Genomic DNA, 20476 nt, shown 5'->3' with positions numbered 1-20476 from the left:
CTGGTTAATCCTCTCGGGCAAACAGTGCCTCAATAAAATCTTCGGCCTTAAACGGCCGCAAATCATCGATGCCTTCTCCGACACCGATAAAACGAATCGGGATGCTAAACTGGTCCGCTACCGAGAAGATAACGCCACCTTTTGCCGTACCATCCAGTTTAGTCAACGTAATCCCGGTCAGGCCCACCGCTTCATGGAACAGCTTAGTCTGACTGACCGCATTCTGGCCGGTGCTGGCATCAATCGTCAGCATCACCTCATGCGGGGCGTTTTCATCCAGCTTTTTCATCACGCGCGTGATTTTTTTCAGCTCTTCCATCAGGTGCGCTTTATTTTGCAGGCGCCCTGCGGTATCGGCGATCAAAACGTCCACGCCGCGTGCTTTGGCGGCCTGAATCGCATCGAAAATCACCGAGGCGGAATCCGCGCCGGTATGCTGCGCCACTACGGGAATATGGTTGCGCTCGCCCCATACCTGCAGTTGCTCGACGGCCGCCGCACGGAAGGTATCGCCCGCCGCCAGCATCACCGATTTGCCTTCAGCCTGGTACTGACGCGCCAGCTTGCCGATGGTGGTGGTTTTACCTACGCCGTTGACGCCGACCATCAAAATCACAAACGGCGTTTTGCCCGCCATATCCAGCGGCGCTTCGACCTTATGCAGAATCTCGGCCATTTCCGTTTTTAACAGACCGTAGAGCGCTTCGGCGTCACGCAGCTGTTTGCGGTTCGCCTGCTGCGTCAGGCTGTTGATAATGCGCTGCGTGGTATCCACGCCGACATCAGCAATCAGCAGCTGCTCTTCCAGCTCTTCAAACAGTTCGTCATCGATTTTCTTGCCACGGAACAGGCTGATAAACCCGGAGCCGAGGTTCTGACGGGTTTTGACCAGGCTGCGCTTTAGACGCGCAAAAAAGCCCTCTTTGGTTGGGCGCTCCTGCTCAACGGGCGCGGCGACGATCTCCGCCTCTTCTTCCGGCGCCTCAGCCAGCGCCAGCGCAGCCAATTCTTCATCGGAAAGCGGCGCTTCGTCGCGCTCTTCTTCCGTCGGAGCCAGCTCAACCGCTGCCGCGACTTCCGCTGCGACGACTGCATCTTTCTCTTCGGCAGGCGCCGTTTCTTGCGCCAGAATCTCTTCAACCGCCTCAGCCTGCGGCTCTTCCGGCAGGATTTCTTCTTCTATCGGCGCTGCGGCGCCAACCGGCTGCGCTTCTTCCGGCAGGATCTCTTCTTCTACCGGCGCTGCGGCGTCAACCGGCTGCGCATCTTCCGGCAGGAGCTCTTCTTCTACCGGCGCTACGGCGTCAACCGGCTGCGCTTCTTCCGGCAGGATCTCTTCCTCTACCGACGCAACGGCGCTAACCGGCTGCATCTCTTCTTGCGGCTGGCTCGCGTCTGACGGCGTTGCCGCCTCGGTTTTTACCGTTTCCGGCTGCGCTGCGCGCGCCACGGTTTCGGTTGTCGTGACGATCTCATCAGCCAGCTTCCCGGCGTCCGGCTTGTCTGTCGTGGACTCTGCGTTTTCGGCAGCGTTTTCCGGGTGCTCCGTTAACGTCTCTTTTTGTTCTTCTGGCTGCGCAGGCGTTTCTTCACGACCAAAACCCAGCCAGGAAAAAAAGCCACGCTTTTTCTCTTTTGCCATTGTGTGACTACACTCCTCGATGGCTTTCATCCGGTCGTCTGTTGCGCCGGGCTGAAAAAATAACCTGATAAAGAATTCATTAGTCTAACACTTTCCAGCGAGCGCAACACCAGCACCCTTTTAACGTTTCCTCAACCGCTTTCGCCCGTTAAACTACGCAACAAATTATGACGAGTTGTGAGCATTATGAATAAAAAACCCCGCGGCGGCGCCGGACAAATCCGCATCATTGGCGGTCAGTGGCGCGGACGAAAACTGCCGGTTCCGGACAGCGCCGGATTACGCCCGACCACCGATCGGGTACGCGAAACGCTGTTTAACTGGCTGGCGCCCGCTATTCAGCAGGCGCGCTGTCTGGACTGCTTTGCCGGCAGCGGCGCGCTGGGGCTGGAGGCGTTGTCGCGCTATGCCGGTTCGGCGACGCTGCTGGAGCTGGAAAAGCCGGTAGCCCAGCAGCTGACGCAGAATCTGCACACGCTGAAAGCCGCTAATGCCCAGGTTATTAATACCAACACGCTAAGCTGGCTGGCGCAGCAGGGCGAGCCTTATCACATCGTGTTTATCGATCCACCCTTTCGCAAGGGACTACTAGAGCAGACGCTGCAGCTGTTGGAAAACAACCGCTGGCTGGCTGACGATGCGTTGATTTACGTGGAAAGCGAAGTGGAAAACGGCGCGCCGCCGGTACCGATTAACTGGCAGCTGCACCGGGAAAAAATCGCGGGACAGGTCGCCTACCGCTTATATCGCCGCGCAGGCGTCTTACAGGAGCAGGAAGATGTGGCTTAATCTTGGTCGTCTATTAATGGTGTTCGTATGGGCGTTTTTGCTGCTGAATATTGTGCATCCTTTCCCTAAACCGCTGACATATTTTGTTAACGTTGCGCTGATTTTTATGGTGCTGATGCATGGTCTGCAGCTGGTATTGCTGAAAGCCACGCAGCCGAAAGATGGCGTCAAACTAAGCCGCATTACACAAGTTAAAATATTCTTTTTCGGCGTGTTTGAACTGCTTGCCTGGCAGAAAAAGCATTACCCTAAGCAATAACGTCTCAGGGCTTCTCTGGCGTAAAAGCGATAAAGCGGGTGCCCTGCACTTTAAGCTCGCCTTTTGCGCCTTTGTCCAGCTGTTGATAAGCGTGCTCGCTTAGCGTCAGTTTCATATCACCGCCGCCGTTTAAAGGATGAAACCACGCCTCATAGCGCATCTCTTCCCCGGCAATCACTTCACGTTGCCGTGAATGTCGGTTCGGCGCCGGAAACTCACGTTTACTTTTAACCTCTGCCGACAGCAGGCGCACCGGCGCAGCTGCGTTTGCCGCATTTTCGCGTCGTTGCTTAATGAACTGACGCGAGGCCAGCACGGCAATAATCGCCAGCACGATAATAAAAATTAACGGCGGTTTGCTCATCTTTTTTTGGCTCCCTTTCAGCAGGCTGTCGCCCAGGAAGGATACAACCAGAGCGCGCCGATTGTCACATTGCGCGCCGCTAACCTAAACTCAATGCAGGATGTTGCACATAAAACGGTGGCCAGACCCTCAGCGCTACGTATTAACGGTGGTTGTTACTGTCACCCCATTTAAAAAAGGACAACGTAATGATTTGGTCGTTTCTTGCGGTACTTTTTTCCGGCTGGCTGTATGTCGATGCTTCCTATCGCGGGCCGCAATGGCAACGCTGGTTATTTAAACCTGTCACCCTGCTGCTGCTGCTGGCCTGGGCCTGGCAGGCTCCTACGCGTAACCCTACTGACTATCTGATCCTGCTTGGCCTGCTGGCTACTATGGCGGGCGATGCGTTAACGTTGCTGCCGCGTCAACGCATGATGTATGCGCTGGGCGCGTTCTTCCTGGCGCATCTGCTCTATACCATCAATTTCGCCAGCCATATGACGATGAGTTTCTTCTGGCCGATTCCGCTGACGTTGCTGATCGTTGGCATCGTCTGGATTGCGATCATCTGGTCGCGGCTGGAGGATTTACGTTGGCCGGTTTGTACTTTTATCGGCATGACGCTGGTGATGAACTGGCTGGCGGCGGAGCTCTATTATTTCCGCCCCACCGATTACAGCTTCTCTCTGATGGCGGGCGCCACGCTACTGACGTTGGCTAATCTGGTCTGGTTTATCAGCCATTATCGCCAGCGCTTCACGGCGGATAACGCCATTGTCGCCGCCTGCTACTTTGCTGGTCACTTTATGATTGCCCGCTCGCTCTGGTTGTTCTGACGAAATATTGCCTCTTGACTCTGGAGTTAGCTCCAGAATGTAGGATGCAGCTAACTTCAGTTGCTGCAAAGTTCAGGAGGCGCAATGAGCAAACCTTTACCCTGCGGTTCCGGCCCTTCCCGGGCCGCGCTCCGCCTTAACGGCGTTCAGGGGAAAGCCCCGTTGCAGGCGGGCCGCTTTTCTCTTTCGCCTGACGAGACTTCATCCTGCCAACAGGCCTGCTGCGCCGACAGCCCGGCTGCTGCGCCAGCACAAACGCCGCTGACGGCATCTCACTATCGTTGGACCATTAACGGCATGGATTGCCCCAGTTGCGCACGCAAAGTAGAAAAAGCGGTCAGCACGCTGGCGGGCATCCGTAACGTTCAGGTGTCATTCGCCACACAAACGTTGCTGATTAACGCCGAGCGCAATATCAAAGCCGAGGTGGAACAGGCGGTTAAACAGGCCGGATTTCATTTGCAGGATACGACGACCCGCGTTAAAAAGTCAGCGGGGGTCTGGCAGGAAAATCGCCTGATCTGCGTGTTAGGCCTGCTGATGCTGGTAAGCTGGCTGCTGCATTTTATCGCGCCCACAGTGGGACAGACGGCGTTTATCGTCACTACGCTGACGGGACTGTGGCCAATCGGCCGTAAGGCCTGGCGGCTGGCGCGCAGCGGTAGCCCCTTCGCGATTGAAACCTTAATGACGGTCGCGGCGGTCGGCGCGCTGTTTATCGGTGCCGGTGCTGAGGCGGCCATGGTACTGCTGCTTTTTCTGCTGGGCGAGCGGCTGGAAGGCATCGCCGCCAACCGGGCGCGACGCGGCGTTACCGCGCTAATGGCGCTGAAGCCGGATAAAGCGGTACGCGTGCGTAATGAGCAGCGGGAAGCGATCCCCGCCAGCCTGCTGTGCCCCGGCGACATTATCGAGGTTGCGGCGGGCGAACGGCTGCCTGCCGACGCGCGGTTGATTTCGCCCTTCGCCAGCTTTGATGAAAGCGCGTTAACCGGCGAATCCATGCCTGCTGAACATCAGCAGACTGCCCTTATCGCCGCGGGCTGCATCAGCATCGATCGTCAGGTCAGGTTGGAGGTGGTTTCCAAACCGGGTGAAAGCGCTATCGATCGGATTCTGCAGTTGATTGAGCAGGCCGAAGCGCATCGTGCGCCGCTTGAGCGTTTTCTCGATCGTTTCAGTCGTATCTATACGCCGCTGGTAATGCTTCTGGCGCTGCTGGTCGCCCTGTTGCCGCCTCTGCTGTGGGCCGCCGACTGGCAAACGTGGATGTATAAAGGGCTGACGCTGCTATTGATCAGCTGCCCCTGCGCGTTGGTCATCTCTACGCCAGCGGCAATTACCTCAGGACTGGCCGCCGCAGCCCGGCGCGGCGCGCTGATCAAAGGCGGCGCGGCGCTGGAAAAGCTGGGCGCTATCCAACTGCTGGCCTTTGATAAAACCGGCACCCTGACCATCGGCAAACCTGAACTGACCGACATTATTCCGTTAACCGATATAGATAAGGCGCAGTTGCTGCTGTATGCCGCCGCGGTTGAACAAGGGGCGACGCATCCACTGGCGCTGGCGATTGTTGCGCAGGCCCGGCAGTTAAATCAGCCGTTGCCGCTGGCGCAGGATCAGCGCGTGCTGCCAGGGCGCGGCATCGAAGCGCAAATCAACGGTCAGCGCTGGCGCTTATCCGCACCTCTGACGGACCAGACGGAAGCGCTGGCGGCACAGATTGACGAACTGGAAAGCACAGGCAAAACGGTAGTGATAGTTTATCAAGAGCAGCAGCCGCAGGGCCTGTTGGCCCTGCGCGATACCTTACGGGACGATGTGCGGCCAGCGCTGGCTGAGCTACAGCAGCTTGGGATAAAGGCTGTGATGCTGACCGGTGATAACCCGCGCGCCGCCGCCGCTATCGCCACCGAGATCGGCCTGGATTATCGCGCAGGTCTGCTGCCTGTGGATAAAGTCGCGGCCATCCGCCAGCTCAGTGAGATGCAGCCGGTGGCGATGGTGGGCGATGGCATTAACGATGCGCCCGCGATGAAAGCGGCAACGCTGGGCATTGCCATGGGCAGCGGCAGCGACGTGGCGCTGGAAACGGCCGATGCCGCCTTAACGCACAACCGCTTAAGCGGGCTGGCGGCGATGATCCGTCTGTCACGCGCCACACAGGCCAATATTCGCCAAAATATCGCCATCGCGCTGGGACTGAAAGCGCTACTGCTGGTCACCACGCTGCTTGGCCTGACCGGCCTGTGGCTGGCGGTGCTGGCGGACAGCGGCGCTACCGCGCTGGTGACTGCCAATGCGTTACGCCTGTTGCGTAAGCGCTAAGGCTTGCGCCTAACGCGGGAAACCATTAAAACATCGTAGCGGCCTGCATAATCCGGGTCATAATCTTAGTTAAGGAAGCGCCTCATGTCTGACATTTTAAATAAAATCCTGGCGGTGAAGCGTGAGGAGATCGACGCGGCAAAACGCGCTTCCTCGCTTAGCACGCTGCGCGATCGCGCCCGGCAGCAAAGCCAGCGTGATTTTATCGCGGCGCTGCGTCAGCATAATCAGCAGGGCAAACCGGGTATCATTGCCGAGGTAAAAAAAGCCAGCCCGTCTAAAGGGTTGATCCGTGCTGACTTTCATCCCGCCGAGATTGCTAAAAGCTATCAGCAGGGCGGCGCGGCCTGCCTTTCGGTATTAACCGATGCGCAATTCTTTCAGGGCAGCGAGCGCTATTTACAGCAGGCGCGCGCCGCCTGTACGCTGCCGGTGCTGCGTAAAGATTTTATGATTGATAGCTGGCAGATTGAGGAAGCGCGGGCGATGGGTGCCGACTGCATCCTGCTAATTGCGGCTGCGCTGGAAGATAGCCAGATGCAGGAGCTGGAAGCCTGTGCGCATCAGTTGGGCATGGCGGTGCTGGTAGAGGTGCACGACGGCGCTGAGCTGGAGCGGGCGCTGAACCTGGCCACTCCATTGATTGGCATTAACAACCGCAACCTGCGTAGCTTCGAAACGTCAATTGAGACTACGCTGGGCCTGCTGACCCAACTGCCGTCGGATCGTCTGGTGGTGACCGAGTCAGGCATAGCCAACGTGCAGGATGTACAACGGCTGCGTCAGGCGGGCGTTAATAATTTTCTGGTCGGCGAAGCCTTTATGCGCGCCGCCGAGCCGGGCGCAGAGCTGGCGAAGCTGTTCTTCTGACCGTCAGGAAAGGCCCTTACGCAGCAGATAGCGGTAGGGCTTTTCATCCGTCTCCTGCGCCACCAGCGTATGCTCCATAAAGCGGCAGAAGCCCGGAATATCGCGGGTGGTCGCCGGATCGTCAGCAATAATTAATAGCGTTTCCCCATCCTGCATATGGCGTACGGTTTTACGCACCATCATCACCGGTTCCGGGCAGCGTAAACCAAGCGCGTCCAGGGTGTGATCGGGATTGTCGAAGCGATCGTTCATAATTTTCTCAGTAGCTGAATTCTGTTGCACCCTATTCTACCCCCGGCGTCCTGTTGCGCAAGCGGTCGGCTAAAGGTGAACGTTTGCGTTAAAATTAACCATTGCAATGCGAAAACAACGCGGTAAGATGCGCCCGCGATACCGCTTCACGCCGGTTATCGCGCTGTAAGATTTGCTCTTCGCCGCTGTTAACCGGCCGCGGCAAGAAACTGAATGAAGACTGGGTTCCCTCACCCCAACGTAAAAAGGTAAATTATGATCTCCTTTACACCGCGCCAGCGGAAGCATGCGCTTGTCTGGCTTTCTCTGTTCCATATTCTGGTTATCACCTCCAGTAACTATCTGGTACAGCTGCCTATTTCCATTTTTGGCTTCCATACCACCTGGGGTGCCTTCAGCTTTCCCTTTATCTTTCTGGCAACCGATCTGACCGTGCGGATTTTTGGCGCGCCACTGGCCCGTCGTATTATTTTATCGGTGATGATCCCGGCACTGTTTATTTCCTACGTCATCTCGTCGCTGTTTTATAACGGCAGCTGGCAGGGGCTGGGCGCGCTGAGCGAGGTAAACCTGTTTGTGGCCCGTATCGCCTGCGCCAGCTTTATGGCTTATGCGCTGGGTCAGGTGCTGGACGTTCAGGTTTTCAACCGCCTGCGTCAGCTGCCGCAATGGTGGCCTGCTCCCGCCTGCGCCATGTTTTTAGGCAATATCAGCGATACCATCGCTTTTTTCTTTATCGCCTTTTACAAGAGCACTGATGCCTTTATGGCGCAGCACTGGGTAGAAATCGCGCTGGTGGATTACAGCTTTAAAGTCTTAATCTGCATGGTTTTCTTTTTGCCAGCCTACGGCGTACTGCTTAACGCGGCGCTTAAGCGTCTGGCGGAACGCTCGCAGCGTGCGCAATACAATTTCGGCTAAGCGGCAATAGCCAGCTGGCGTCAGCGCGTCTAAGATCGTGACTTACGATTGGTTGCTTTTAAGCGCTGATTCAGTTTGTATTAAGCTTTGTATGCCAGGCAAATAAATAAAAGGGAACCTGATGCGTCAACTTACGAAATATCTTGGAATAGGTTTACTGGTGGTGGGTCTGGCCGCTTGCGATCAGCAGGATAAAGCCACGGCGGACGATAACGGCGCCAGCGCCAGCACTTCAGTGCAGACCGTGTCATTAATGGATGGCAAGCTGAGCTTTAATTTGCCTGCCGGCATGTCGGATAAAAGCGGCAAGCTGGGCACCCAGTCCAACAACATGCACGTTTACGCCGATGAAAGCGGCCAGCGCGCCATTATCGTGATTGAAGGCGATGCGACTAATGAAGGGCTGGACGTGCTGAGTCAGCGTCTGGAACAACAGCAGCGCAACCGCGATCCGCAGCTTCAGGTGGTTACCAATAAGGCGATCAGCCTGAAAGGCGAAGCGGCTCAGCAGCTGGATACGGTGATTTCCGCCAATAACCAAACCGCCTGGTCTTCCGTGGTGTTAGCGAAGACTGAAGGCAAACTGCTGACGCTGCAGATTACCCTACCGGCTGATAATCAACAGCAGGCGCAGACGCAGGCTGAAAACATCATTAACACCATTACGCTCAAATAAGCCGTAGCAAACCTGCGATAAAAAAACGCCGTCACTCTCTGACGGCGTTTTTATTTGCGCGCCTCAGGTAGGCCAGCACGCTGACGGTCCAGCTGACCGACGATGTGGCAAATGGCGCGAAGCGATACCCTTCTCGATGCCCTTCTGTTCAAGCTGCTGCGCGATGGCCATCAGTTTATCCTTATGTTGCGGCACCCACTGTGCCAGTTCGCGTACCAAGGTCTCTGCATCTGAAGTTTAGGGCTGGGATTAAATCCCGGCAGTCTCGCGAATATATTTGCGGGCTTTTACCGCATATTCAAACGGGTTCGCTAACGCCGGATCCTGCTCCGCCTCCACCACCATCCAGCCGTGATAACCTGCTTCGTCCAACAATTTAAACACCGGTTTAAAATCAATCACGCCGTCGCCGGGTACGGTAAAGGTGCCGCGCTTAACGCCATCAAGAAAAGAGAGACGCTGCTCACGTACTTCTGCCACCACCTCATCACGTACATCCTTCAGGTGAACATGATTAATGCGCGGCAGATGCTTCTCCAGCACCGCCAGCATCGCCTGCTCGCTGTTTTCTGAGTAGTAAAGATGGCCGGTATCGTACAGGAGATAAACGTCATCGTTAGTCAACGCCAGGAAGCGGTCGATTTCATCCGGCGTTTGAATGCCGGTGCCCATATGATGGTGCAGACAAACCTGCATCCCCTTTTCAGCGGCAATCTGTGCCAGCTCGTTATAGCCTTCTGCGGTTAAGCGCCACTCTTCTTCAGTAAACACCGGCTTCTGTTCAAAGACCGCCAGCGAGGTGCCCTGGATACTTTTGCTCTGCTCAGAGCAACCAATCACTTTCGCTCCCATGGCGTGCAGGAAGTTCATATGATTAATGAACTCATCAATGGTTTTCGCCCTTTCGCCGTTGGCGAAAAAGGTGCTGAACCAGGCGTTGCAGATCTGTATGCCGCGGATCTCCAGCATGGGCTTCAGCACCGCCGGATCGCGCGGATATTTGCTACCGACTTCGCTACCGCAGAAGCCTGCCAGCGCCATTTCACTGACGGTCTGCTGAAAAGTGTTCTCTTTTCCCAGCTCTGGCATATCGTCGTTGGTCCAGCCAATCGGCGCAATCGCCAGCTTCACGTTATCTTTGTTCATGATGCATTCTCTGTTCGGTACGGCGGCTTTTAGCCGTCACGCGGTCAGGCTCCGGCGGAGCTAACCACCTTATTTGCCCAGCAGCTCGCGTTCCATCAGCTCACGCGTTTCAACTGCCTGGTATTTCATCTTTTCCGGGTAGCCAAACAGTGCGGAGGTAATAATCGACTCGCCGCCGACTTTCCAGCTGCGGTTGGCAAAATCCATTTCACGCAAAGTTTTAAATAGCGTGGTGAAATCCACCTCGCCTTCCCCTACGCCGACATGCTGATGCACCGCAGCATCAACGCCCGGCGGATTAACGATATAGCGACAGTGTTTGGTGTGGTTCATGGTATCGGCAATCAGCACATGCGAAAGGTCATCGCCCACGTACTCCAGCATGTTTTTTACATCGCCTTTGCCGTTGTCATAGAAGAAGGTATGCGGCACGCTATAGACATACTTCACGTTATCGCTGCGGAACGATTTTACAATATCGGCGGTTTCATTGTTGCGCTCGCAGAAGTCCCACGGGTGCGACTGGATCTCAAGGCGAATGCCTTCGCGTTCTACAATCGGCAGCAACTCTTCCATAGAGCGATAGAACATCTCTTCGCAGATCTCCGGTTCGTTCGGGTTGCCGGATAATTCGGTGTTAATGACCTGCACACCCATCTCAACCGCAATTTCAATCATGCGCTTCCAGTTTTTGACCGCCGCCTGGCGACGTAACTCATCCGGGCCTGACCAGCGATAAACTACAATAAACGAGGAGATCTCCACGCCGGTGGCCTTCAGCGCGTTTTTGTACTCCGTCATGATTTCCCGGCTGGCCTTTGGGTGCTTATAAAAAGGGTTAATCTGCGGGTGCGGCGACTGCTCAATATATTTGTAGCCCCAGTCAGCCACCTGATGAACCATCTTTGTGATGCCTAAATCTCTAATGACATCCACATCGAAAGCGATTTTCATAACCTTCTCCCTGATTGCTCAGTGCATGTTGCACACGCCTCCCGCCGTAGTGGGAGAAACGCGGAAAATTAAGCCTTATCGTAGAAAGCCGGGCGCGGCGGCAGCGTAACAGGCTCGATCGCACCGCTCTCCTGCGCCTTCAGACAAGCATCGGCGGCTACCGAGGCGGCATAGCCGTCCCAGGCGGACGGACCGGTCAGCGTGCCGTTGCTGATATCATTAATAAAGGCCTGCAGTTCGACGTCATAGGCATCAATAAAGCGATCTTTCCAGTCGGTAAGAATCGAGGTGGAAAGCTGGGCGCTTTTACGCATCTGCACCGCTGAAGGCTCCGGCAGCCTGGCGATACCTTCTTCACCGACCACTTCGCACTGAATGTCGTAGCCGTAGGCGCAATTCACAAAGATTTCGACGTCAATGCGGATGCCCTTCTGGGTTTCAAACAGGACAATTTGCGGATCTTTCAAACGGGCATGGCTTTTTGACGTCACACGCGGGAAAACCACCTGCACGGTTTTATAGTCGTCATTGGTCAGCCAGCGCAGCACATCCAACTCGTGGATTAGGGTGCTGGTGATCGCCATGTCGGTGGTATAGCTTTCTGGCACCGTCGGGTTGCGGTGCGCGCAGTGCAACATCAGCGGCTCGCCAATTTCGCCGTCGGTAATCACTTTTTTCAGCGCGCGGTAGCCTACGTCGTAAGGGCGCATAAATCCCACCTGCACCAAACGCTTGCCGAATTTCATTTCGGCATCCACTACGCGACGGCAGCCTTCTGCGGTCATTGCCAGCGGCTTTTCGCAAAAAACCGGCTTGCCAGCGGCAATGGCGGCCAGCGTGTACTCTTCATGGGTGGGATCCCATGAGGTCACCAGCAGCGCATCTACGTCGGGAGAATTCACTACATCGTGGCCATTGGCATACACTTCCGCCTGCAGGCCAAGACGCGTTAGCGCCGCCCTGGCGCCTTCAAGATTAATATCAGAGACCGCCACTACCGTGGCGCCCTGCAGCACTTTACTGCAGCGACGAATATGTTCCTGGCCGATTGCGCCGGTGCCGATAACGCCAAGTTTCAGAGTCATGATGTCTCCAGAATTTAGGGTAAGCGCGAACCTTCCAGCCAGGCCAGATTCGCTGTCAGGGTAGATGTCAGAAAGTTAGGGACTAAATTTTTAGTTAGTATTTACGCGCCTGCTCGACATGCTCGTTCAGCATTTTAGCCACGGCATCAATACGCTCCGAGGTCGAAACCTGCGCGCCGCCGACATGCCACCAGCTGAAATACTTATGCACCATGGTTTTGGGCAGAACTTTTACGTCAATCAGGGTGGATACGGTTTCCTTGCGTGCCGCTTCCAGCGCGTGGCTCAGCTCTTCCAGCGTGGTAACGCGCCAGGTTTTGCAGCCGTAGCCGGCGGCGATGGCGGCGAAATCAACCGGGATAAAGCCGCCGTCAAGCTTGCCGCTTTCGTTATCGCGAAAGCGAAACTCGGTGGTAAAACTGTCCATGCCGTGTTCCAGCTGCAGGTTGTTGATGCAGCCGTTGGTCATATTGTCGAACAGCACTACGTTGATTTTGGCTCTCTCCTGAATGGAGGTCACCAGTTCGGAATGCAGCATCATAAAAGAGCCATCGCCAACCAGCGCGTAAACTTCGCGCTGCGGCTCAGCCAGCTTGACGCCAAGCGCAGCGTTAATTTCATAGCCCATGCAGGAATAGCCATATTCAACGTGATAGCCGTTCGGCGCTTTGGTGCGCCACACGCGTTGCAGATCGCCCGGCAGGCTGCCTGCCGCCGCGACGATTACCGCATCCTCCGGCAGTTGCTCATTCAGCGTGCCCAGCACGCTGCTCTGGGTCAGAAAGGAGCCGGTCAGGCGATTAAACTCGGCGAACAGCGCGTCGCGATCGATGCTGTCATCTATTTCCGGCACAAAATTCTCTTCGCTGTAGGCCACCTGATAAACGCGTTGCGTCTCCCTGAGCAGCTTGCTTTGCGCTTGTTCGATTTTAGCGCCCCATTCGCTGCTAAAACCCTGCGCGGCCAGACGCTCATTTAGCGCGGTTAACGCTTCGCGCGCATCGGCAACCACCTGAACGCCATCGAGTTTATACGCGTCGAAATTGCTGATGTTAATGTTGATGAAGCTGACGTCAGGATGCTGGAATATCCATTTCGATGCAGTGGTGAAATCGGTGTAGCGCGTGCCGACGCCAATCACCAGATCGGCCTCTTTTGCCAGCAAATTCGCCGCCAGACAGCCGGTTTCGCCAACGCCGCCCACATTCAACGGATGATCGGAAACTAACGTGCCTTTTCCCGCCTGTGTTTCCGCAAAGGGGATCTGATGCTGTTCAGCAAACTGGCGCAGCGCCTCGCCCGCACCGGAATATTTCACCCCGCCGCCGCAGACGATCAGCGGTTTATGCTTACGCGCCAGCAGCGCCAGCGCATCTTGCAGCTGTGCTTCGGTGGCGGGACGGCGCTCTAAACGGTGGACGCGTTTCTGGAAGAAATAATCGGGGTAATCCCAGGCTTCGCCCTGCACATCCTGCGGCAGCGACAGCGTTACCGCGCCGGTTTCCGCCGGATCGGTTAATACACGCATGGCGTTGATGCAGGCGGTCATTAGCTGCTCAGGGCGGCTGACGCGATCCCAGTATTTACTGACGGCGCGGAACGCATCATTCGTACTCAGGCTCAGGTCGTGGCTCTGTTCAATTTGCTGCAGCACCGGATCGGGCTGGCGCGTAGCGAACACATCGCCAGGCAGCAGCAGCAGCGGAATACGGTTCGCCGTCGCGGTGGCGGCGGCGGTAATCATATTAGCCGCGCCGGGGCCCACTGAGGAGGTACAGGCGATGATTTCACGGCGCAGCTTCTGCTTGGCGTAGCCGGTGGCGGCATGAGCCATTCCCTGCTCGTTACGCCCCTGATGCACCACCAAATCGCCGTTATCCTGTTCCAGCGCCTGGCCCAGCCCCAGTACGTTACCGTGACCGAAAATGGCGAAAATGCCTTTAACAAATTTCGTTTCAACCCCGTCAACGGCGAGATATTGATTATCGAGAAATTTCACCAGCGCCTGTGCCGTGGTTAATCTGATCTTGCCCATTTGCTTATCCTTTACCCGTGGCGGAACCGTTAACAGGGCGCGCCGTAATTCGCATATGTCGGCGACCAAAACGGCGATCGGCCGACGGCTCATTAGTGAAACGTGAGGCGATTATAAACAAATATTTTTTCCATAAAATACGATTACAGAAGAAACATTTCATTTTGCGAGTGAGATCAAATAATAGCTGCAGCCAGCCTGCAACGGGGCCTGCCAGCAGAGGAAAGTGAAACGTCAGTAGAAGAGTGCGCAAAAAACAAATATTCCGTTCCATTTACTGCGCAAGCCTAACTTCTTCAATGTTTAGGCTAAATCGGTGAAATTCCGCGCTGCGCGAAGCAGTAACCGTCGCTCTGGACATAATAAAAAAGCAGGGAGTTTTTTACCGCCCTCACAGTTTTGGGTTGATAATTTCATTTCATATTGTTTTTGGAATATTTATTCCCCATACTGCCAGCACAGTTGATCCGGTGCGATCGGATTATCGGGTCTTTCCCGTAAGATCTCTGGAGACGCTTGACAGTGACGGCTTATCACAGAAGGAAACAACAGGTATGAGTACACAACAGAAGCGGCTTGATGTGATTTGTATTGGCCGTATTGCCGTTGACCTTTATGGTCAGCAGATCGGTGCGCGTCTGGAAGATACCAGCACCTTTGCCAAGTATCTCGGCGGCTCCTCCGGTAATGTCGCTTATGGCACCGCCATTCAGGGCCTGAAATCAGCGATGCTGGCGCGCGTCGGCGATGAGCACAATGGTCGTTTCCTGCGTGAAGAGCTGCAGCGCGTAGGCGTCGATACCGAATTTTTAATAACCGATAAACACCGCCTGACCGGCCTGGTGATATTAGGCATTAAAGATGAAGATACCTTTCCGTTAATTTTCTATCGCGATAACTGCGCAGATATGGGCTTGACGCCGCAGGATATCGATGAAGACTATATCGCTTCCGCCCGCGCGGTTGCGGTTACCGGTACCCACCTTTCCCATCCCGATACGCGTGCGGCGGTACTAAAAGCGCTGGAGATTGCGCGGCGGCACGGGCTACGTACCGCGCTGGATATTGATTATCGTCCGGTGTTATGGGGGTTGACCTCGCTGGGCGATGGCGAAACCCGGTTTATCGAATCAGGCCGCGTGACCCAGCAACTGCAGGAAGTGCTGCACTATTTTGATCTGATCGTAGGCACGGAAGAAGAGTTTCATATTGCCGGTGGCAGCACCGATACGCTGCAGGCATTGAAGGCGGTCCGTCAGGCCAGCAAAGCTACGCTGGTGTGCAAACGCGGTCCGTTAGGCTGCGTAGTTTTTGAAGGCGATATTCCGGATAGCTGGGAGCAAACGACGCTGCAAAGCGGCGTGCGTGTGGAGGTGTTAAACGTGCTGGGCGCGGGCGATGCCTTTATGTCGGGCCTGCTGCGCGGCTGGCTTAATGACGAGGGCTGGCCGCAGGCGTGTCGCTATGCCAACGCCTGCGGCGCGCTGGTGGTTTCGCGTCACGGCTGCGCGCCGGCGATGCCGACCAAAGCGGAGCTGGACGATTATCTCAGCCGCGATAGCGAAGTAAAACGTCCAGACCGTGACGTGCAGCTTAACCATCTGCATCGCGTCACTACCCGCAAACAGAGCTGGCAAGAGCTCTGCGTATTTGCCTTCGACCATCGCAAACAGTTGGCTGATATGGCCCAGGAGGCTGGCGCCGATCCATCACGTATTCCGCAGTTGAAAATGCTGCTGCTGCAGGCGGCGGAAGCGGCAGCCAGCGAGGCGGGCTTAGAAAACCACAGCGGTATTCTGGCCGACACCACCTACGGCCAGCAGGCGCTGAATGCGATTACCGGTAAAGGCTGGTGGATCGGACGGCCGATTGAAATGCCGGGTTCGCGCCCGCTGCGCCTTGAACATGGCAATATCGGCTCGCAGCTTATCGACTGGCCGCAGGAGCATGTAGTGAAATGCCTGGTTTTTTATCATCCCCATGATGAGACTGAACTGCGTGAACAGCAGGATGCGTTGATTCGCGACGTCTGGCGCGGCTGTAATAAATCGGGCCACGAACTGCTGCTGGAAGTGATCCTGCCGGAAGAGAACCCGGATCGTCAGGAGTCTTATTATCTGGATATTGTTCAGCATTTTTACCGTCTTGGCGTGCAGCCCGATTGGTGGAAGCTGCCGCCGCTATCGCTGAAAAGCTGGCAGGCGCTAGGCGCCATCATTGAACAGCACGATCCCTGGTGCCGGGGCATTCTGCTGTTGGGGCTGGATGCGCCGGAAGATAAACTGAAAAAGGGCTTCCGCGACGCGGCTCAAGCGCCATGGGTGAAGGGTTTTGCCGTAGGCCGTACCATTTTCGGGCAGCCTTCGCGTCAGTGGCTACAGGGCGAACTGAACGATAATCAGTTGATTGAGCAGGTAAAAAATAACTACCTGACGCTCATCGGCTATTGGCGAGAAGCCAGGCCAGTACGCCAGGCAAGCTAATCTCCTTTGCTAACGCCGCCGCTTCACTCAATCGGCGGCGTTAGTTTTTTTATCTGGACGGCGGGCGCGTTCAGCCGGATAAGCCTGAATTATCCGCATTAATGCGCACTGATTACCTAAACGTGCGGCATTTAGCACCACATTTTGTGAGGCAATTCATGTTGCGATGAAATAAAGACTGCTAATCGGGGATTCAAATGAAATTTTCCATTCGTCTGGTAGAATATCGCTCAGCAATATGCCCATCATTTTTAGCAGGCCGAAGTAATGACAACTAATCCTACCCAGCTTTCCCTGTTACAGGACGACATTCGCCGTCGTTACGATACGCTCAGTAAACGCCTGAAGCAGGTCGCACGCTATATACTTGATAACAGCAACAGCATCGCTTTTGATACCGTCGCGTCTATTGCTCAGCAGGCTGACGTTCCGCCTTCGACATTAATTCGCTTTTCTAACGCGTTTGGCTTCAGCGGCTTTAACGAAATGAAGCAGGTATTCCGCCAGCACCTGATGGAAGAAACGGTTAACTATACCGAGCGGGCGCGGCTATTCAGGCAGACGGCGACCGACGAGGCGGCCGCCTCTCCTGAAAACCCAGCGGAAATTCTCAACGTGTTTACCATGGTGAATTCACAGGCCTTGCAGCAGCTGGCGATGCAGACCAACCCCGAGCAGCTTAATAAAGCGGTAGAGATGCTGAATAACGCTGAAAACATCTACGTGATCGGCCTGCGCCGCTCCTTTAGCGTGGCCTCCTATTTGACTTACGCTTTACGCCATCTGGAACGCCGCGCTTTCCTGATCGATGGGCTGGGCGGCATGTTCACCGAGCAGCTTAGCCTGGTGAACCCAAAAGATGTGGTGATCGCCATCAGCTACTCACCTTATGCACGTGAAGGTGTGGAGCTGGTAGAGATGGGCGCCCGGCGTGGCGCGCAGCAGATAGCCATTACTGATAGTCAGGTTAGCCCATTGGCCGCCTTCAGCGACGTCTGTTTTGTGGTGCGCGAAGCACAGGTAGATGGTTTCCGTTCTCAGGTGGCTTCTCTTTGTCTTGCCCAGACTCTGGCGGTATCGCTGGCATTAAACAACGCCAAAGAGTAGTAGTACTATTAAATTCCTGTCGCTAATAAAAAAGCAGCCCGTGATTTAGGCTGCTTTTTTCTGTTCTTTTCCCGGCTACGCTTATTTCCCGTTCGCGGGGTAATCGTCGCTGTTAACCCAGGCGTGATCCTTCTCCCAGGTAAATTTCCATTTTCGCACCGGCCCGGCCATGACGTTCAGGTAATAGTTATCGTATCCGGCAATCGTGGCAACCGGATGGTAGCCGCGCGGCACCGTCACCACGTCGCGATTATAGGGGGCCATACATTCATCCAGCGATCGATCGTCAGTATAGACGCGCTGCATGGCGAAGCCCTGCTCCGGCTGAAAACGATGATAATAGGTTTCTTCCAGATAGGTTTCATCCGGTGAATCTTCCTGGTCATGCTTATGGCTGGGGTAAGAGCTGGTATCGCCCTCATCAGTATAAACCTCTACCACCAGCAGGCTGTCGGCGGGCTTATCATCCGGCAAGATATTATGCACCAGCCGCTTGTTGCGCCCTTTACCGCGATGCTCAACGCCCACATCTTCTGGCGCAATCAGCCGTGCCGGTAAATGCCCTTGCCCTGGCGCGCTGCATACCGCCAGCTCCAGGTCAGAGTCCGCTACCACCTCAACGCGATCCTGGTGCGGCACATACACCGAGTAAGGCGGCGTACGTTCAAAAGGCGACTGACGTTTACCGATATTGGGAAATTCTGCCTGTCGCGTTTTCACCGAAGCCAACCCGGCGACCAGCACCAGGCATAGCTCTTTATCCCCGCTTTCCAGCGTCAGGATTTGCCCCTGTTTCAGCAGATAGACATCAAAACCAACAAAGCGCCAGCCGGCGCTTTCCGGAGTAATGTGTTGGATACGGCCGTTGGTGTCAGGCTGCTGACGTTTCGCAAGCAAAGACATACGTTCCTCCTTGTAAACCGGTTAGCTCAGCGTTGGCATACTGAATTCAGATACCGTCTGCTGGCCGCTCGGCCAGCGCGCCGTGGCGGTTTTCATGCGCGTATAGAAACGCACGCCGTCCGGACCATGCACGTTAAGCGCGCCGAATACCGAACGCTTCCAGCCGCCAAAGCTATGGAATGCCATCGGCACCGGTACCGGCACATTGACGCCAACCATGCCCGCCTCGACGTTTTGCACAAAATCACGCGCGGTATGGCCGTTGCTGGTAAAGATCGCGCTGCCGTTGCCGAACTCATGGCTGTTGACCAGCGCCAGCGCGCTCTGGTAATCCGGTGCGCGCATAATGCCTAATACCGGTCCGAAGATCTCTTCGCGCCAGATAACCATATCCGTGGTGACGTGATCAAACAGCGTGCCACCCACGTAGTAACCTTCTGCGTACCCCGGCACCTGGAAGTTACGCCCGTCAACCACCAGCGCCGCCCCTTCCGCTACGCCTTTATCGATATAGCCCAGCACCTTTTTCTGATGGATGGCGGAAACCACCGGGCCCATCTCATTTTCCTCACTGCCTTTTTGCATACCCGGTCCTACACGCAGCGCTTTGACCAATGGTGTCAGGCGCGCGATCAGCTTATCCGCGGTATCATCGCCAACCGCGACCACCACCGGCAGCGCCATGCAGCGTTCGCCCGCAGAACCATAAGCCCCGCCCATAATGGCGTTCACTGTCGCATCCGGATCGGCGTCCGGCATAACGATGGCGTGATTTTTGGCCGCGCCGAACGCCTGAACGCGTTTGCCGTAAGCGCTGGCGGTTTTATAGATATGCTCCGCAACGCCTGAAGAGCCGACAAAGCTGACCGCCTGGACACGGCTGTCAGTATAAAGCTGTTCGGCATCCTCATTAGAACAATGCACCACATTGAATACGCCATCCGGCAGCCCGGCTTCGCTCAGCAGCTCAGCCATGCGCACGGCAGCGGAGGGATCCAGCGCCGGCGGCTTCAGGACAAAGGTATTGCCGCAGGCCAGCGCAATCGGGAACATCCACATCGGCACCATCGCCGGGAAGTTAAACGGCGTAATGCCCGCCACCACGCCCAGCGGCTGCATTAGCGAATAGCTATCCACGCCGGTGCCGACGTTCGGCGAGTATTCCCCTTTGATCAGGTGCGGAATGCCGCAGGCGAACTCGACAACTTCCATGCCGCGCGTCAGCTCGCCCAGGGCGTCCGACCACACTTTGCCATGCTCGCTGACAATCAGCTCCGCCAGTTCATCGCGGTGTTTTTCCAACAGCATTTTAAAATTGAACATGACGCGGGCGCGGCGCAGCGGAGAGGTATTCGACCATTCCGGGAAGGCATTATGCGCCGCCGTTATCGCCTGCGCCACTTCATCCGCGGTGCTTTGCGTCAGTTCGCGCACCACTTTTCCGGTAGCAGGATCGTAAACCGGAATAGTTTCATTGCTGGCGCTATGTGTGATTTTGCCGCCAATAAAGTTTCCAACGATATTCATGTTCATGCCTCATTAATGTGGTGGTCCCTGCCGCACGGCCCGCTTCGCCATTGGCTGCCGGGATTTAACCCGTTTCCGTGCATTGACCCTATTATATTGAAATAAATTTTTCAAATAGTTCAGATTGGAAAATTCGTTTTTAGCGGGATGGATCGCATTTTTCCCGTAACGTAACGCGCCTGTTTCAGTCAGTTAAGCTGCCCGGGAGGCTATGCGCTGTGCCTTGTATGGCGGCGCCTTACGGTCGCCTTCTTCTTTTCTGCATAGCGTGCAATGAAAAATGAAATTTTTGCGAAGCAGATCCAAAAACCACCATT

18 protein-coding genes and 1 pseudogene are annotated in these 20476 nt (G+C 55.6%); 9 read left to right on the top strand and 10 right to left on the bottom strand.

Features of this window, described 5'->3' with window-relative positions:
* Positions 1 to 4: 4 nt before the first annotated feature.
* Positions 5 to 1642 carry a signal recognition particle-docking protein FtsY gene (ftsY, locus tag K6958_RS01295; RefSeq protein WP_249893000.1) on the bottom strand — a complete coding sequence of 546 codons (1638 nt, stop codon included), beginning with the start codon at positions 1640 to 1642 and terminating at the stop codon, positions 5 to 7.
* Positions 1643 to 1828: 186 nt separating this feature from the next.
* Between ftsY and rsmD the strand changes: the two genes are divergently transcribed.
* Both rsmD and K6958_RS01285 read left to right on the top strand, forming a co-directional pair.
* Positions 1829 to 2431: a 16S rRNA (guanine(966)-N(2))-methyltransferase gene (gene rsmD / locus K6958_RS01290; protein ID WP_249892999.1), complete on the top strand. Its 603-nt coding sequence runs from the start codon at positions 1829 to 1831 to the stop codon at positions 2429 to 2431.
* Positions 2421 to 2690 (top strand): DUF1145 family protein, encoded by a 270-nt coding sequence (locus K6958_RS01285; protein WP_249892998.1) that lies wholly within the window; start codon positions 2421 to 2423, stop codon positions 2688 to 2690. The genes rsmD and K6958_RS01285 overlap by 11 nt, the downstream gene beginning before the upstream one ends.
* 4 nt (positions 2691 to 2694) lie before the next feature.
* Here the strand turns inward: K6958_RS01285 and K6958_RS01280 are convergent, their stop codons facing one another.
* A complete protein-coding gene (locus K6958_RS01280; protein WP_249892997.1) occupies positions 2695 to 3054 on the bottom strand; it encodes a DUF2500 domain-containing protein in 360 nt (119 codons plus the stop codon).
* Between the two features lie 188 nt (positions 3055 to 3242).
* Here K6958_RS01280 and K6958_RS01275 point away from each other — a divergent pair, with 188 nt between their 5' ends.
* The 3 genes from K6958_RS01275 to trpC all read left to right on the top strand — a co-directional run bounded on the left by K6958_RS01275 (position 3243) and on the right by trpC (position 7070).
* A complete protein-coding gene (locus tag K6958_RS01275) occupies positions 3243 to 3872 on the top strand; it encodes a lysoplasmalogenase (RefSeq protein WP_249892996.1) in 630 nt (209 codons plus the stop codon).
* An 84-nt stretch (positions 3873 to 3956) separates the two neighbouring features.
* Positions 3957 to 6200, top strand: a complete 2244-nt coding sequence (locus K6958_RS01270; RefSeq protein WP_249892995.1) for a zinc/cadmium/mercury/lead-transporting ATPase — start codon at positions 3957 to 3959, stop codon at positions 6198 to 6200.
* A gap of 84 nt (positions 6201 to 6284) precedes the next feature.
* The gene (gene trpC / locus K6958_RS01265; RefSeq protein ID WP_249892994.1) at positions 6285 to 7070 is read left to right on the top strand and encodes an indole-3-glycerol phosphate synthase TrpC; all 786 of its coding nucleotides are present in this window, start codon (positions 6285 to 6287) and stop codon (positions 7068 to 7070) included.
* Positions 7071 to 7073: 3 nt separating this feature from the next.
* On the opposite strand, the gene tusA is transcribed toward trpC, so the two are convergent.
* Entirely contained in the window at positions 7074 to 7322 is a 249-nt protein-coding gene (gene tusA, locus K6958_RS01260) for a sulfurtransferase TusA (RefSeq protein ID WP_249894756.1), read from the bottom strand.
* Between the two features lie 255 nt (positions 7323 to 7577).
* Between tusA and K6958_RS01255 the strand changes: the two genes are divergently transcribed.
* A complete protein-coding gene (locus K6958_RS01255) occupies positions 7578 to 8243 on the top strand; it encodes a 7-cyano-7-deazaguanine/7-aminomethyl-7-deazaguanine transporter (RefSeq protein ID WP_249892993.1) in 666 nt (221 codons plus the stop codon).
* Positions 8244 to 8364: 121 nt separating this feature from the next.
* Entirely contained in the window at positions 8365 to 8919 is a 555-nt protein-coding gene (locus tag K6958_RS01250; protein ID WP_249892992.1) for a DcrB family lipoprotein, read from the top strand.
* Between the two features lie 123 nt (positions 8920 to 9042).
* Here the strand turns inward: K6958_RS01250 and K6958_RS01245 are convergent.
* From K6958_RS01245 to iolD, 5 genes and pseudogenes are all read right to left on the bottom strand, one after another.
* A pseudogene (locus K6958_RS01245) lies at positions 9043 to 9156 on the bottom strand (ISNCY family transposase); the annotation flags it as partial.
* A 12-nt stretch (positions 9157 to 9168) separates the two neighbouring features.
* Positions 9169 to 10065, bottom strand: coding sequence for a myo-inosose-2 dehydratase (gene iolE, locus K6958_RS01240; protein ID WP_249892991.1), 897 nt, complete (start codon positions 10063 to 10065; stop codon positions 9169 to 9171).
* A gap of 69 nt (positions 10066 to 10134) precedes the next feature.
* A complete protein-coding gene (locus tag K6958_RS01235) occupies positions 10135 to 11019 on the bottom strand; it encodes a sugar phosphate isomerase/epimerase family protein (protein WP_249892990.1) in 885 nt (294 codons plus the stop codon).
* 68 nt (positions 11020 to 11087) lie between these two features.
* A complete protein-coding gene (gene iolG, locus K6958_RS01230; protein WP_249892989.1) occupies positions 11088 to 12104 on the bottom strand; it encodes a bifunctional inositol 2-dehydrogenase/D-chiro-inositol 1-dehydrogenase in 1017 nt (338 codons plus the stop codon).
* A 94-nt stretch (positions 12105 to 12198) separates the two neighbouring features.
* Complete coding sequence (gene iolD, locus K6958_RS01225) at positions 12199 to 14139, bottom strand: 3D-(3,5/4)-trihydroxycyclohexane-1,2-dione acylhydrolase (decyclizing) (RefSeq protein ID WP_249892988.1); 1941 nt, start codon at positions 14137 to 14139, stop codon at positions 12199 to 12201.
* Positions 14140 to 14693: 554 nt separating this feature from the next.
* On the opposite strand from iolD, the gene K6958_RS01220 reads away from it, so the two are divergent.
* Together K6958_RS01220 and K6958_RS01215 are read left to right on the top strand one after the other, a co-directional pair.
* Complete coding sequence (locus K6958_RS01220) at positions 14694 to 16622, top strand: bifunctional 5-dehydro-2-deoxygluconokinase/5-dehydro-2-deoxyphosphogluconate aldolase (protein ID WP_249892987.1); 1929 nt, start codon at positions 14694 to 14696, stop codon at positions 16620 to 16622.
* A 267-nt stretch (positions 16623 to 16889) separates the two neighbouring features.
* Positions 16890 to 17729, top strand: coding sequence for a MurR/RpiR family transcriptional regulator (locus K6958_RS01215; protein WP_249892986.1), 840 nt, complete (start codon positions 16890 to 16892; stop codon positions 17727 to 17729).
* 81 nt (positions 17730 to 17810) lie between these two features.
* Here the strand turns inward: K6958_RS01215 and iolB are convergent, their stop codons facing one another.
* Positions 17811 to 18632, bottom strand: coding sequence for a 5-deoxy-glucuronate isomerase (gene iolB, locus K6958_RS01210; protein ID WP_249892985.1), 822 nt, complete (start codon positions 18630 to 18632; stop codon positions 17811 to 17813).
* Positions 18633 to 18653: 21 nt separating this feature from the next.
* On the bottom strand, positions 18654 to 20159 hold the full coding sequence (locus K6958_RS01205) for a CoA-acylating methylmalonate-semialdehyde dehydrogenase (RefSeq protein ID WP_249892984.1): 1506 nt from the start codon (positions 20157 to 20159) through the stop codon (positions 18654 to 18656).
* Positions 20160 to 20476: the final 317 nt, after the last annotated feature.

Source organism: Mixta hanseatica, from assembly GCF_023517775.1.
GTDB lineage: Bacteria > Pseudomonadota > Gammaproteobacteria > Enterobacterales > Enterobacteriaceae > Mixta > Mixta hanseatica.
The sequence above is the reverse complement of the archived record's forward strand: the minus strand, read 5'-3'. Positions and strand labels throughout refer to the sequence as shown.

What these genes read in the sequence shown, in the direction of transcription:
- ftsY (WP_249893000.1), bottom strand. Translation starts at nt 1,642, where the DNA reads ATGGCAAAAGAGAAAAAGCGTGGCTTTTTTTCCTGGCTGGGTTTTGGT.
- rsmD (WP_249892999.1), top strand. Translation starts at nt 1,829, where the DNA reads ATGAATAAAAAACCCCGCGGCGGCGCCGGACAAATCCGCATCATTGGC.
- K6958_RS01285 (WP_249892998.1), top strand. Translation starts at nt 2,421, where the DNA reads ATGTGGCTTAATCTTGGTCGTCTATTAATGGTGTTCGTATGGGCGTTT.
- K6958_RS01280 (WP_249892997.1), bottom strand. Translation starts at nt 3,054, where the DNA reads ATGAGCAAACCGCCGTTAATTTTTATTATCGTGCTGGCGATTATTGCC.
- K6958_RS01275 (WP_249892996.1), top strand. Translation starts at nt 3,243, where the DNA reads ATGATTTGGTCGTTTCTTGCGGTACTTTTTTCCGGCTGGCTGTATGTC.
- K6958_RS01270 (WP_249892995.1), top strand. Translation starts at nt 3,957, where the DNA reads ATGAGCAAACCTTTACCCTGCGGTTCCGGCCCTTCCCGGGCCGCGCTC.
- trpC (WP_249892994.1), top strand. Translation starts at nt 6,285, where the DNA reads ATGTCTGACATTTTAAATAAAATCCTGGCGGTGAAGCGTGAGGAGATC.
- tusA (WP_249894756.1), bottom strand. Translation starts at nt 7,322, where the DNA reads ATGAACGATCGCTTCGACAATCCCGATCACACCCTGGACGCGCTTGGT.
- K6958_RS01255 (WP_249892993.1), top strand. Translation starts at nt 7,578, where the DNA reads ATGATCTCCTTTACACCGCGCCAGCGGAAGCATGCGCTTGTCTGGCTT.
- K6958_RS01250 (WP_249892992.1), top strand. Translation starts at nt 8,365, where the DNA reads ATGCGTCAACTTACGAAATATCTTGGAATAGGTTTACTGGTGGTGGGT.
- iolE (WP_249892991.1), bottom strand. Translation starts at nt 10,065, where the DNA reads ATGAACAAAGATAACGTGAAGCTGGCGATTGCGCCGATTGGCTGGACC.
- K6958_RS01235 (WP_249892990.1), bottom strand. Translation starts at nt 11,019, where the DNA reads ATGAAAATCGCTTTCGATGTGGATGTCATTAGAGATTTAGGCATCACA.
- iolG (WP_249892989.1), bottom strand. Translation starts at nt 12,104, where the DNA reads ATGACTCTGAAACTTGGCGTTATCGGCACCGGCGCAATCGGCCAGGAA.
- iolD (WP_249892988.1), bottom strand. Translation starts at nt 14,139, where the DNA reads ATGGGCAAGATCAGATTAACCACGGCACAGGCGCTGGTGAAATTTCTC.
- K6958_RS01220 (WP_249892987.1), top strand. Translation starts at nt 14,694, where the DNA reads ATGAGTACACAACAGAAGCGGCTTGATGTGATTTGTATTGGCCGTATT.
- K6958_RS01215 (WP_249892986.1), top strand. Translation starts at nt 16,890, where the DNA reads ATGACAACTAATCCTACCCAGCTTTCCCTGTTACAGGACGACATTCGC.
- iolB (WP_249892985.1), bottom strand. Translation starts at nt 18,632, where the DNA reads ATGTCTTTGCTTGCGAAACGTCAGCAGCCTGACACCAACGGCCGTATC.
- K6958_RS01205 (WP_249892984.1), bottom strand. Translation starts at nt 20,159, where the DNA reads ATGAATATCGTTGGAAACTTTATTGGCGGCAAAATCACACATAGCGCC.